The organism is Halomonas sp. V046 (genome assembly GCF_052645355.1).
On record NZ_JBQXYF010000005.1, the window covers coordinates 140,842 to 153,747 of the forward strand.

The window sequence follows — 12,906 nt, forward strand, 5'->3', positions numbered from 1 at the left end:
TAGAAAAACATAAACCTCACATGAAATACGTCAAACAACGCATTCGGTCGGATTTTCGCAAGGCCTATAAAACTCCTCATTGACGGAGCTTTGATTAAAGTAACCTCGAGTACCATTTCTCACGACCTCGCTCCCTACAGAAGCTACGGGCTTTAGATTATCACGCAATTCCCGAAGCCTCTCAGGATAGTTGCTAGACAGAACATTCCCTCCCACTTCGCCTAACGCTAAAAACTCCAAAACGCGACGTTCACCCTCTTCAGGTTCTATCTTAGATCCGACACTAACAGTAACTCTCTGCATAACGTTATCATACTCACCTTTAGACTGGACAAGGGAAAACACAACCATAATTGCCTCTTTCCTCTCCACCATTCTTCCAAATAAAGTAAAGTCGTCAAAAAGCACTCCCCAATCTCGATTTCCGGGATGAAATCTATCGAAATAGTTAACTTGCATCAGCCAGTAAACAATCCCTCCTTTTGAATCGGGGGATGTGATGGCTAGCAAATTCGGGATTTCATTAATTCTCTCGGCTAACTCGCTGCGAATTTCAGCGTCATCATACGAACTTACTAACGACGTCCACATTTTCTCTGTCGTCGCAGAAATAGCACCAACACCATCATACATAAACTCCTCCATCTCCTCCCCATAGCCAATTGAAAGAAGGACTATGTTTGACAAAGCAACATACGCCTCCGCATCAATAAAAAAAAGCCTCTTATAATTTATATTCTTCAACTGGTAATACACCCACTTGGCAAACTCCATCACCAACCCGGCATCAACTTCAAAATCAATCTTTCCTTTTGCCCCTAAGCCAAAACAGAGGCCTACTTTCGCAGCGATTCGGAACTTTCCGTTCCGGTAGCTGACAGAAAATTCTGCACCCATGCCGATACCTGCAACAGCAGCCCCTCCCGGCGCAGTCTTGGCAAATGGCTTAAACTTATGGCCTGCTTCGGGGCTCTTCCACTCCAGCTGTACTCCCACGGTGACTTCGGCTTCACCGCCAGCAAAGGCTGCCATTCCTATTTTCGCTTCGGTGCTGTCCGTTGCGCCGTCACTGTTCTGGCGAATGATGGCTCGTTGCTCTCCGGGAAGGCCAAATTGAACGAGCCCGCCTTCGATTCCATTGGCGCTTAGCCTGCCGGATTTCATTTCTACGTTCAGGTTAAGTTCAGCAGCGACGCTTGCTCCTACTCCGCCGGCAACGGCAAGAAAGGCGTGGGACCTCACCATGCCAAGGTCGAATATCTGGTCTTGCCCTGGCAGTTCGCAGGCCAGCATCAGGCCACCCGCTGGCGTGTAGTAGTCGATGGCACCCTTGGCTTCTGCCAGTACCAGTTCGGCCTTGCCATCGGCCTTTACCGTCGCCTTTCCTTCAAATGGATTGAATTCTCCGCTCAGGCCACTCGCGCCGTAGGTCCAGCGCATCAACTGAGCCTCAGCGGAAAGCTCAACTTTGTAACTATCGGGGTCGTGCTCCTCGCCCACTACGACGGCATGCTTCGCTTCCAGATTCCTGTTGATTTCCGCTGACCACTTGAATAAGTCGACTGACTCCTTTTCCGCCTTCAGCCAATCATCAAACCACGGGAAGTCGATCTTTATCTTGGCTTCGCCCCGAACATTCGTCATCTGTCGATGGAGTTTGTCCCAGTCGACCCTCCCATTGGTCAGTACGCTTCCCCCAGGAGCACCCTGGGCACCGCCATCGGGGAGCGGGATCTCCTCGGACACGACGCTGAGAATGTGTGAACGTGCGTAAGCCAGGCGGAAATGCTCTGTCCTTGAGCCTCCCCTTCGAATGGGGATCAGCTCCATCACCTTGTTGGTCTGACTGCTGAAATCGGTCAGGGGCTCGATGGTGCTCTTGAGCTCCAGGTTGGTGTTTTCGACCCGATGTTGTAATGACCGAATGTCTCTTTCCAGTGACTCCTTCGCTCTTAGATACGGTTGGCCAAGCGTACGGTCAGACGACATCAGGGCGGCGTAGTTGCTCTGGTGCTGTGCGAGCTCCTCGACCGCCTGCAAATAGTTTTCCACGACCGTTTCCATCAAACGGAACTCTTCCATGCAGACCCCAGCGCTTTCCCTTGGTACTGCAATGAGTTTGTCCCTGCCCACGGCGTAGAACAGCAGTGGAGACTCTCCGACGTGCACGTCGGGCCCTCTAGGCGCAAGAGTGGTCTGGCCGACACCATCCGTCATGTCACTTGTCCCTGTTGTCGTTAAATGATGTCATCTGCGTCGTCCAACCGATCCAGCACTCGCACGCTCAACCGCTCACGCTGGCGGGTAAATATCTTCTGCGTGCGCCCGTCCCTGTCGCTGCGCCCTTCAATGACCTGCCCTTCGGCGGTTTCGATCCGATACTTGGCGTACTTGAGCGGCGCGTTGGTCTGCTTGTCTCTGAGCGTGAAGAACTCGGCGTAGACGCCTTCAGGCTCGGGTAACGGGTTGAGCAGTTGGTCGATGCTCGTCGGCCCGCCAAAGCTGTGCTGCGCGCCCTTGATGTCGATCTTGCCGGGGCCGTGGATGTCGACGTTGCCGTCCTTGATGCGGATGCAGCCACCGCCGCTGTTGAGCAGGATGCCGGCAGCAGCCTCGATATGGATGCTGCCTTCCGTCGCCGTGATTGTCAGATCCTTCTCGGCGGTCAGCTCCAGGTTGTCGCTCTGGGCCTGAACCTCGACCTTGCCCTTGGCCGCGAACAGCTTGATGCCGGCGCGCTGAACGAACAGCGAGAGCGTCTCGGAAATCGCGGCGACCAGGCTCTTGCCGGTGGCCAGGTTGATGTCCTCGCCGCTGGTCACGCTTAAGGACCTGCCCTGGGCCAGGTGGGTCGCCTGCGGGGTGCTCAGGGCGATGCCCGCCGGGGACGCTACGTGCAGCCAGGGGGCGTTGAGGCTGGCGGCCTCGCCGCGCCCGGCCTGGCTCGCGCCCTGGGCGGTGGACTGATCTTGATTGCCCGGACCGCCTGCCTGGGTGCCATAGCGGCCCTGGGCGTCGTCGCTGGCCCGCTTGAGATTGCCGCGACTGTCGAGGCCCGCGGCGTTATGGCTTGTGGCGCTGTCGCTGAGCGAATCCGCCAGTTGCCAGGCGCTTTGCAGTTGTTGGTAGGCCGGGGTGAGGTCGAGTTGCTCGCCGCCGGCACCGATCTGGCCCCAACTGGTCAGCAGCAGACCGTCGTTGGCGCGAATAGCGCCGTAGGCATCCGAGCGCAGCTCGAAGCCGGTACCGCGAAAGGCGCCGCGGGTGTTGCCGTTCTGGTGAATCAGGTAGCCCAGGTTCAACTGGCTCTTGGCGTGCTCGGAATTGAGCCGCATCCGCTCCTGGTCGGTGGCATCATCGAACACCAGCTCGTTGTACTTGCCACCGCGATAGGTCTTGGTCTTGAAGCCGGACAGTAGGCCGTTGGAGTGCCACTGGGGCCTCTGGTCACCGTTGTAGACGCGTCCGGTGATCAAGGGCCGATCGGGGTCGCCCTCGAGAAAACTGATGGTGCATTCCTGGCCGATCCGCGGCACGAATACCCCGCCCCAGCCTTGGCCCGCATTAGGCTCACAGACGCGCAGCCAGCAGCTCGACTGGGCATCACGGTTCCCCAGACGATCCCAGTGAAACTGCACCTTGACCCGATTGAGATGATCGGTGTGGATCTCTTCGCCCTCCGGGCCGACCACGATGGCGGTCTGGGGGCCGCCGACGGTCGGGCGCGGGTGGTCGAGGGTACTGCGGTAGGGCTGGCTCAGGCGCTGGGTCTCGAAGTCGACCAAGTAATGACCGGTGCCGGCGCGCTGGTAGTCATCGTGGTGGAGGCTATCGTCTTCTAACCCATGGGCACGGCGGGCGTTATCGAGCGGCGTCTGCAGACTGCCCGGCAGGGTATTGAGATGAGCCGAGACCGGCAGAGCATTCTCGGCATGAATGGTCAGGCCCAACACCAGGAATTCGCGCTCGTCACTGCCGCCACCGTCGTGGCGGGCGTGCTGGCTGAGCTCGAACCAGCGCCCCACCTCGAGTTGGCGGGCGCCGCCGGCGCCATGAAAGCGCTTGGCCTTGGATTCCAGCGCCTCCAGGCGGTTAAGGGTCAGGCGTTCGCCGCGAAAGTGATCGTCGAAATAGTACTCGCCGGGGGTGTCGTAGACGTCCTGCTCGGGCAGGTTGCCCTGGTCGCCAACTGTGTCCTGCAGGCTGTGCTTCTCAAGCCGAGGCTGCTTGTAGTCGAAGGTCGCGAGGCTAACCCGGGTCGGCTGCTGCTCGCGGCGCCCGCCCCACTGGGTGATGGCGTCCTCGGTTTCGGTGGCATCCTGGCGGTGAAAGCGGATTCTCTGGGGCGTGACCGGCTGGCAGGTCTGTGGGTCGTCGGTGAAGACGATGCGGTGGCCTATAAAGTCACCGCGCCCTTCGCCAGCCGCGCCGCTTTCTTCGCTCGCTACGTTGCGACCCTCGCCATCGTTCCGGTGGCTACCGGCATGCTCGGCGTACCACCAGATGCCCTCTTGCTCACAGAGCCGGCTAATAAAGTGATAGTCGCTTTCGCGGTACTGCACGCAGTAGCTGCGCGCCGGGTAGTCGCGGCGCAGATCGAAGCGCCACTGGCACTGACTCGGGCCCAGGGAAGCGGCCTGCTGCTCGAATACGGCCTCAAGCACCTCGACGGCGCTCTTGTCCTGGAAGATGCGGCTGTCGCGGCCGAGCTTGAGCATCGCGATCCAGGGCACGAGCGTCAATTGATAATAATGGACGCCGCCATCTTCACCGAGAAGCGCGGCCGATTCGACCAGTCCAGACAGTTGCCGGTACTGGCCATTGGCCTGGCGAATCGAGAGCTCGGCGGGCTGGGCCATCAGGCTCTTGAGCTCGATGTCGCCGCGCTGGCCGATGCAATCGAGGGTATAGGCGAAGGGCCGAGAGACGCGCTCTTCACCCACCAGGCGATGGGGGATCAACGCCGCTCCCCGACCTGCCTCCAGATCGAGCTTGAGCAGGCGCTCATCCTGGGTCAGCGAGACCTCGAACGAGGCCAGGAGGGTGTTCAGCCACTGTGACTCTGCCATGTTCGGCTTCCTTTGCCGTCGGTCGGTACGCTATCGCCGCCGACCTTGTCTTGATCCCTAAGTCCTGCCTTAGCGAGCGACCCTAGCGAGCCTAAGGTGGGGTACGAATGGTATGCGCGGGCCAGACAGCACAGGACCCGCCGCGCAAGCTGCGCACCGCCGCCAGCCCCCCTAGACAACCCCGCCAGATAAACCCCAGCCAAGCCGTGACATCGCGACCGGACTCGGGCCATTTCCCGCCGCTGATTCTGCCACACCGCCGGAAAATTTCCTTTGCGGACTGACCAGGAAGCCGCCCTTTTTGCCCCCTGCTACCATTGGCGTTCTCGCGCAATAAGGCCCGTCACGCCGGGGCTGACCATTGTGGCGCCGTTCGCCGATCGACGATATTTGCTATATTCTATTTAGCTAATTTCTTACATTAAAATCAGGTAATTTCTTACGCTACCGTTCTCACCAACGGCGATGGTTGCCTGGTGCAGAGAAATGTGTCGCCTCCGCAACAGCAAGAAGCGGCGACACCGAGGTGTCGCCGCTTGAGCGCCTTGGCGGGGCCAACGCTCGCTAGCGCCGAGCCCACGCCGATACCACCTGAAACGGCACTCCCCTTGCTTCCCCCGCGACCTGGACACTGACGCAGAAGCCGGTGGGGCTCACCGTCCCGAGCCGGCTCACTAGCTCATGTCGAGCACCACACGCCCATCGATCTTGCCCTCGATCATGCGCCCGAAGATCTCGTTGATGTTCTCGAGTTTGTCGGTGGAGACCGTGGCCTTGACCTTGCCTTCGCCGGCGAAGTCGAGGGCCTCCTGGAGGTCCTGGCGGGTGCCGACGATGGAGCCGCGCACGGTGATACCGTTGAGCACTGTGTCGAAGATCGGCAGCGGGAAGTCGCCCGGCGGCAGGCCATTCAAGGCGATGGTGCCGCCCCGGCGTACCATGCCCTGAGCCTGCTCGAACGCCTTGGGCGATACCGCGGTCACGAGGGCGCCATGGGCGCCGCCGATGTCTCGCTTGATCGCCGCCACGGGATCTTCCTTGCGGGCGTTGACCACGACGCTGGCCCCCAGACGCTTGGCCAGTTCAAGCTTGCTGTCGTCCACGTCCACCGCGGCAACATTGAGGCCCATGGCCTTGGCGTACTGCACGGCCATGTGACCAAGGCCCCCGATACCGGAAACAACCACCCACTGGCCTGGGCGGGTGTCGGTCATCTTCAGACCCTTGTACACCGTGACGCCGGCACACAGGATCGGGGCGATCTCGACGAAGCCGATGTTATCCGGCAAGCGGCCAACGAAGCCGGCGTCGGCCAGGGTGTACTGAGCGAAGCCGCCGTTGACCGAGTAGCCGGTGTTCTGCTGGGATTCGCACAGGGTCTCCCAGCCCCCCAGGCAGTGTTCGCAGTGACCGCAGGCGCTGTACAGCCAGGGTACCCCGACGCGGTCGCCTTCCTTGACGTGCTCGACGCCGTCGCCCACCGCGGCCACGTGGCCAACGCCTTCGTGGCCGGGAATAAACGGCGGCTCTGGCTTGACCGGCCAGTCGCCGTGGGCGGCGTGCAGATCGGTATGACAGACCCCCGACGCGGCCACCTTGACCAGGATCTCACCGCGCCCAGGACGCGGCACCTCGACCTCCTCGATGGCCAGAGGATCACCAAACTTACGCACGACAGCAGCCTTCATGGTCTTATCCATGAGATTTTCCTTGTCTATACAGACGTTAACTTGCTGGGGGAAAGACCGCCGCCGGGGGATCGGCGGCGGTAGGTCAGGCTGGGGTTAGAAGAACCCCATCGGGTTGATGTCGTAGCTGACCAGCAGATTCTTGGTCTGCTGGTAGTGCTCGAGGGCCACCTTGTGGGTCTCGCGGCCGACACCGGACTTCTTGTAGCCGCCGAAGGCGGCGTGGGCGGGGTACTGGTGATAGCAGTTGGTCCAGACACGACCGGCCTGGATACCGCGACCCATGCGGAAGGCCACGTTGATATCTCGGCTCCAGACGCCGGCACCGAGGCCAAATTCGGTGTCGTTGGCGATCGCCAGTGCCTCTTTTTCATCCTTGAAGGTGGTCACCGCCACCACCGGGCCGAAGATCTCTTCCTGGAACACGCGCATGCTGTTGTTGCCTTTCAACAGCGTCGGCTCGATGTAGTAGCCGCTGTTGAGCGACGCGTCGAGGGCAGCCTGCTTGCCGCCGGTCAGAAACTCGGCGCCTTCCTCCCGAGCGATCGCCATGTAGGACATGATCTTGTCGAACTGTTCCTTGGACGCCTGGGCGCCAACCTGGACATCGGTGTCCAGCGGGTTGCCGCGCTTGATCGTGGTGACCCGCTCCATGACCTTGGCCATGAAGGCGTCGTACATGCTCTCCTGGATCAGCGCTCGAGACGGGCAGGTACACACTTCGCCCTGATTGAAGAAGGCCAGCACCAGGCCCTCGGCGGCCTTGTCGATGAACTCGGGCTCGGCGTTCATGATGTCGGCGAAATAGATGTTCGGCGACTTGCCACCAAGCTCCACGGTGGAGGGAATGATGTTGTCGGCGGCGCACTTCAGGATGTGCGAGCCCACCGGGGTGGAGCCGGTAAAGGCAATCTTGGCGATGCGCTTGCTGGTGGCGAGCGCCTCGCCGGCTTCGGCGCCGTAGCCATTGACCACGTTGACGACCCCCGCCGGCAGCAAGTCACCGATGATCTCCATCAGCTTGAGGATGGAGGCCGGGGTCTGCTCGGCGGGTTTGAGCACCACGCAGTTGCCTGCGGCCAGTGCCGGCGCCAGCTTCCAGGTCGCCATCAGCAGCGGAAAATTCCACGGAATGATCTGACCGACGACGCCGAGCGGCTCGTGGAAGTGATAGGCCACGGTATTGGCGTCGATATCGGCAGCGGTGCCTTCCTGGGCGCGAATGCAGCCGGCGAAGTAACGGAAATGATCGACCGCCAGCGGGATATCGGCGTTCAGGGTCTCGCGGATGGCCTTGCCATTGTCCCAGGTCTCGGCCACCGCCAGGACGTCGAGGTTGGCTTCGATGCGATCGGCGATCTTGAGCAGGACATTGGAGCGCTCGGCGGCGGAGGTCTTGCCCCAGGCCGGTGCCGCGGCGTGGGCCGCGTCCAGCGCCTTGTCGATATCCTCGGCACTGGAGCGGGGAATCTCGCAGAACACCTCGCCGTTGACCGGGCTAACATTGTCGAAGTACTGGCCCTTGACCGGCGGCACGAATTCGCCACCGATGTAATTACCGTAGCGCTTGTCGAAGGCGACCACGGCGCCTTGCTGGCCGGGGTTTGCGTAGATCATGGCGTGTCTCCTGACTAGGTGTCGCGTGATTATCATTATGGCAATGCGTACCTCAGTCTTGGTCAGGACCCGCGCTTGCGACATACTGCCGTGGCAGGAGTCGCCCTCCTCCTTCGGTAGGAGGGACAGCCAACGGATGACGCCTTTGACGAGGCGAGCCGACAAGGAGTCCCCTCATGTACACCCTGGTGGTGGCCGATGACCACCCGCTGTTTCGCGATGCCATCACTGCCGTCATTCAATCTGGCCTTCCCGGTTCCGAGGTGCGCGAAGCCGACTGCTTCGCGGCGCTGCTGGCCTCGCTTGCGGTCTGCGATGAGGTGGACCTGGCCTTGCTCGACCTGAACCTGCCGGACGTGGCGGGGCTGGAGGGGCTCAAGCGCCTGCGCGAGCGCTTTCCGGAAGTGCCGGTGGCGATCCTGTCGGCAGAAAGCGATCGGCGAACGATCTTGGATGCCCTTGAGCTCGGCGCGGTGGGCTACCTGCCCAAGTCGACGCCGCGTCCGGCCCTGCTGGCGGCGCTGAACCAGATCCTTGGCGGACAGGTCTACCTGCCGGCCGATATCCTGCGCCGACCGTCGCTCGCCCAGCCCGCCCAGGAGCCGCCATCAGACGCGCAGAACCCGGGCGTTACGGCCCGCCTCGAGGCCCTCACCGACAAGCAGATGGAAGTGCTGACGCTGCTGATTCGAGGCGCGTCCAACAAGGTCATCGCCCGCGAGCTGGCGATCGCCGAGACCACGGTCAAGACCCACGTCTCGGCCATTTTGCGAAAGCTCGGCGTCCAGAGCCGGGTACAGGCGATTCTCGCCGCCGACGAGGCCGCCCTGGCCGCAAGCCTTTCCCGGCGAAAGAACTAAGGGACGAACCGGAAGCCACGGCCAGACGCAAGGAAGGGGGCAACGCTAGACTGTCGAGTACCACGACAGGCAAAACGGGACCCTGACAGCGACGCCAGAACGGGTCGATTCAGCCAACCCCGCCGTGGCCGGTTCACCGAGGCGCCTTCTGCCCCTTCAGCTTTTCAGCAGGTGGATCAGCGACATGCGAAGGCGTAGTGGCTTCACCGGTTTGAACAAGCAAGCGTAGCCTCTTTCTCGGCAGCGCTGCTTGATCGTCGCGTCATGATTGGCCGTGATCAGCATGATCCTGAGGTTCGGGTACTCCTGTTCGAGGCGCTCGGCCAGTGCCAGGCCATCGTCGTCTTCCGGATCCAGATGATAGTCCACCATCAGCACATCGAGGCGGTCGGGCTCGAGGCGCCCGGCGATCTCGGCTTCCCGCGCCGCCACCACCACCTCGCACCCCCACCCGCTCAGCATGGCGGTCATGCCATCGAGAATCGCCTGGTCGTTGTCGAGCACCCCGACACGCGCCCCGGCGAGGCGCTCCTCGCCTTCTAGCGGCGCTTGTGCCGACACCGTTCGCGGCATGTCACGGCTGGCGCCGTAGGGAATGCGAACAGAGAACATGGCCCCGCGTCCGGGCACGCTTGAAAGGCTCAGCGGATGGTCGAGCAGGCCGGTGATACGCTCGACGATGGCAAGCCCCAGCCCCAGTCCGCGGTCTTCGCCGCTGGCGCTGCTGCCGCGCCGGAACTCGAGAAAGATCTCTTCACGCCTCGCCTCGGGAATCCCGGGCCCGGTGTCGCCGACTTGAATCTCGAGTCCATCGGCACGGCGTCGGCAGCCGAGCAAGACCCGACCGCTCTCGGTGTAGCGCATGGCGTTGGTCAGGAAGTTGCGCACCACCCGCGCCAGCAGCGCCAGATCCGACGTCACCAGGGCCGAACTGCCGACGTAGTGCAGCTCCAGCCCCCTGGCCCGCGCGACCTGGCGATATTCTTCGGTCAGCACATCGAGCAGTTCCGCCACCGGGAACACGGCAACATCGGGCGTCAGGACGCCGGCATCCAGCCGCGAGATGTCCACCAGGGTGCCGATCAGGGCCTCCACGTCATGCAGGGAACGTCCGATGTGCCCCACCTGCACCTGTGACGCTGCCGGCAGCGGCTGGTCTTCCAGCGCGCTGGTAAAGAGTCGCGCCGCGTTCAGGGGTTGCAACAGGTCATGGCTGACCGCGGCCAGAAACCGGGTCTTGGACAGGTTGGCGGCTTCGGCCTCTTGTCGCGCTTCCTCCAGTCGCCGATTGGCCTCCCCGAGCTCCTCGAGGGTGCGATGCAGCGTATCGGTGCGCTCACGGACCTGCTCGGCGAGCAGCACCGCATGCTCGAAGGCCCCATAGGGTGCGCCGCCCATGCCCGCCGACTCGACTCGCTCCATCAGCGCCTGACACACGCGGCGCAGGCGGCGATTCTCACCGAAGAGTTCGTGCTCCAGCGGTGTCTGCGGCTCACAGTCGGCGTCCTCACGCCAGAGATCCAATCGCCACCCCCGTGAACGTCTGATTGATATGCATGCCGTGGTGCTGCTCGCCGTAAGTATTGAAGCCGATCACCCCGGCTCGGGCCAGGCGCCGCGACGCGGCCTCGATGCCACCATCGGCCTCAAGCTCAAGACGGCGCAGAAAACAGTCGCAGCCGATCACCAAAAGCGGCCCGCCGAGGCGCCGTTCGAGGCCTTCGAGGGTCTCGTCCAGGGCCGCCAGCATCGGCGTGGGCTGCATCGCGGTCAGCACAATCCCGGTCTCCACGGCACAGTAGAAGCTCAGGCTGCCATCGTCGTTGACGCGCTGGATGGAGCGAACATAGTAGGCATCGCCCAGCTTCACGGCCAACGGGTGCCGCGCGAAGACGCCTTCGTTTAGCTCATCGGGGCGCAGGCCGACGAGGCTAGCGTATTCGTCGACCGCCGGTGCGGCATTGAGTTCGAGCACCCGCCGGCTGGCGGCGTCGGCCTCGGTGACGACGAGCTTCTCGTGACGCTCGACCAGGTGGTGAGTCGAAAACACCTCGAACGGCTGACGCGTGGTGATCAGTACCACTGCCGCGGCCGCGGTGTGAAAGCGGCCATCGGCAAAGACATGCGTATGGGCCAGGCGATTGTCATCACCGGCGGATCCGCCGAAGCTCGGAATCCCCCCGAGGGCGGCATCGAGGATGGTCAGCACCTGTTCTTCACTGGCCGAGAGGCCATCGAGCAGGGTCAGGGCGAAGGGGGCGTCGGCGCGATCGGCGGCTTGAACATCAAGGGGAGCATAGTCGGCGAGGCGACGCCGGGCACTCGTCAGCAGGTGCTCGACCTGGCGCTGGGCCTTGGTCAGCGTGACCTGCTCGAGGTCTTCGATCAGGCAGGCGGCGACGCCGAAGACGCGACGATCGAAGCCGATGGCGACGATACAGCCGCGAGCATAGCCATCCGGCGTGATCTCACCGGCGGTGGTGCAGCCCGCCAGGCCGACATCGCCGAAGGCATCCTCCAGGGCCCAGCCCAGCGGATCGAGGGGGTACTCGGCGCTGACAAAGAACAACACGAAGCCAAGCGCCTCGTGGGCCAAAGCGGAATACAGCTCGCCAGCGGCGGCAACCGGATCGCGCAGGTCGGAGACCGCCGTGCGCACGCCATGAGCGCCTTTCCAGCGGGGGACTTCCTGCGCCAGCCGCTCCTGTGGGTCGATCGCTGCCTCGGCGCTGGTCGCCGTACGGCCCTGGTCTGTGGTTAGCGCCATGCCGGTCCCCTCCCCTGTTGACTGTCGCCAGTCTAGGAGCATCTTCGCGGTAACCACAACGCGACCAAGGCGTTAGGCGCCGAGCGAGCCCTCAGCCGGAGCCAGCACTCAGCCGGGGCCAGTCCTCAGGTCGAGCGCACCTTGCCCGGCATCAGGCGCATCCGCTTGCCCGGCGCGGCCTGGAGCCAGGGCGCCAGCAGTCGGGTCGACAGGGGAATGAACAGGAACACCATCACCGGGGTCAGCATCAAGGTGCCCACCAGCACCCGAGGCACCAGCGGCAGTGGCGCCAGGGCATCGCCAAACAGCCATTGAAAGACCAGCGAGACCGGGAAGAAGGCGAGCCAAATGGCGATGGCCTGCTTCCAGCGCGGGGGCGTGCGCGGACCCGGCGCCGAGAACCAGCTATCAAGCCCCGTGGCGCGGCGCAGCAATGGCGCCTCGAACAGGCCTTGTCCACGCTCAAGCCAGGCACGACGTGACGCCGAGCTTTCCCAGCGTTCGAGCGTCTGGGCATCGCTGAAGCGAAAGATGATCTGATACTCGTCATCGCCGGGGGGCGGGGCCAGAATGCCGGACCCGAGGTAGCCGGGAAAGTCGGCGGCCAGCGCTCGACCTTCGTCGAGCCACACCAGAAAGTCACGATAGCGGCCGCGAGCCACGCGGCGCGCCACCATCAAGGTGACGGGTTCGGGGACCATGGTGAATCTCCTGATCAACGCGACGACCTGGGTAAGGCCATCGCCGGGCGGGCCGGATAAGGCCCTGAAAAAGGATGCTGCCAGCACAGACCCCGGGGTGTCGGGAAGCGTCATCGCCTGGCCAGCATCACAGCGCAATCTATACTGCGCTGCAAAAGACGCGCCATTATGCCAGAACAGACCCCAATATCAGCGCATTATTCG

Annotated in this window: 8 protein-coding genes; 1 reads left to right on the forward strand and 7 read right to left on the reverse strand. The window is 62.6% G+C overall.

Annotated features, from left to right (window positions below; translation table 11 throughout):
- Positions 1–30 precede the first annotated feature (30 nt).
- From ACUN9Y_RS08285 to exaC, 4 genes are all read right to left on the reverse strand, one after another.
- On the reverse strand, positions 31–2,082 hold the full coding sequence (locus ACUN9Y_RS08285) for a hypothetical protein (RefSeq protein ID WP_445460218.1): 2,052 nt from the start codon (positions 2,080–2,082) through the stop codon (positions 31–33).
- Positions 2,083–2,237: 155 nt separating this feature from the next.
- The gene (locus tag ACUN9Y_RS08290) at positions 2,238–5,069 is read right to left on the reverse strand and encodes a type VI secretion system Vgr family protein (RefSeq protein WP_445460219.1); all 2,832 of its coding nucleotides are present in this window, start codon (positions 5,067–5,069) and stop codon (positions 2,238–2,240) included.
- 674 nt (positions 5,070–5,743) lie between these two features.
- Positions 5,744–6,769, reverse strand: coding sequence for an alcohol dehydrogenase AdhP (gene adhP / locus ACUN9Y_RS08295; RefSeq protein ID WP_445460220.1), 1,026 nt, complete (start codon positions 6,767–6,769; stop codon positions 5,744–5,746).
- An 84-nt stretch (positions 6,770–6,853) separates the two neighbouring features.
- Positions 6,854–8,374, reverse strand: a complete 1,521-nt coding sequence (gene exaC / locus ACUN9Y_RS08300; RefSeq protein WP_445460221.1) for an acetaldehyde dehydrogenase ExaC — start codon at positions 8,372–8,374, stop codon at positions 6,854–6,856.
- Between the two features lie 176 nt (positions 8,375–8,550).
- On the opposite strand from exaC, the gene ACUN9Y_RS08305 reads away from it, so the two are divergent.
- A complete protein-coding gene (locus ACUN9Y_RS08305) occupies positions 8,551–9,234 on the forward strand; it encodes a response regulator (RefSeq protein WP_445460222.1) in 684 nt (227 codons plus the stop codon).
- Positions 9,235–9,390: 156 nt separating this feature from the next.
- On the opposite strand, the gene ACUN9Y_RS08310 is transcribed toward ACUN9Y_RS08305, so the two are convergent.
- The 3 genes from ACUN9Y_RS08310 to ACUN9Y_RS08320 form a co-directional block, all read right to left on the reverse strand.
- Positions 9,391–10,758: an ATP-binding response regulator gene (locus tag ACUN9Y_RS08310; RefSeq protein ID WP_445460223.1), complete on the reverse strand. Its 1,368-nt coding sequence runs from the start codon at positions 10,756–10,758 to the stop codon at positions 9,391–9,393.
- Complete coding sequence (nosP, locus tag ACUN9Y_RS08315) at positions 10,742–12,001, reverse strand: nitric oxide-sensing protein NosP (RefSeq protein ID WP_445460224.1); 1,260 nt, start codon at positions 11,999–12,001, stop codon at positions 10,742–10,744. The genes ACUN9Y_RS08310 and nosP overlap by 17 nt, the downstream gene beginning before the upstream one ends.
- Before the next feature lie 125 nt (positions 12,002–12,126).
- Positions 12,127–12,702 carry an antibiotic biosynthesis monooxygenase gene (locus tag ACUN9Y_RS08320; RefSeq protein WP_445460225.1) on the reverse strand — a complete coding sequence of 192 codons (576 nt, stop codon included), beginning with the start codon at positions 12,700–12,702 and terminating at the stop codon, positions 12,127–12,129.
- Between the last annotated feature and the right edge of the window lie 204 nt (positions 12,703–12,906).

What these genes read in the sequence shown, in the direction of transcription:
- nosP (WP_445460224.1), bottom strand. Translation starts at nt 12,001, where the DNA reads ATGGCGCTAACCACAGACCAGGGCCGTACGGCGACCAGCGCCGAGGCA.
- ACUN9Y_RS08290 (WP_445460219.1), bottom strand. Translation starts at nt 5,069, where the DNA reads ATGGCAGAGTCACAGTGGCTGAACACCCTCCTGGCCTCGTTCGAGGTC.
- ACUN9Y_RS08285 (WP_445460218.1), bottom strand. Translation starts at nt 2,082, where the DNA reads ATGGAAGAGTTCCGTTTGATGGAAACGGTCGTGGAAAACTATTTGCAG.
- ACUN9Y_RS08305 (WP_445460222.1), top strand. Translation starts at nt 8,551, where the DNA reads ATGTACACCCTGGTGGTGGCCGATGACCACCCGCTGTTTCGCGATGCC.
- adhP (WP_445460220.1), bottom strand. Translation starts at nt 6,769, where the DNA reads ATGGATAAGACCATGAAGGCTGCTGTCGTGCGTAAGTTTGGTGATCCT.
- ACUN9Y_RS08320 (WP_445460225.1), bottom strand. Translation starts at nt 12,702, where the DNA reads ATGGTCCCCGAACCCGTCACCTTGATGGTGGCGCGCCGCGTGGCTCGC.
- exaC (WP_445460221.1), bottom strand. Translation starts at nt 8,374, where the DNA reads ATGATCTACGCAAACCCCGGCCAGCAAGGCGCCGTGGTCGCCTTCGAC.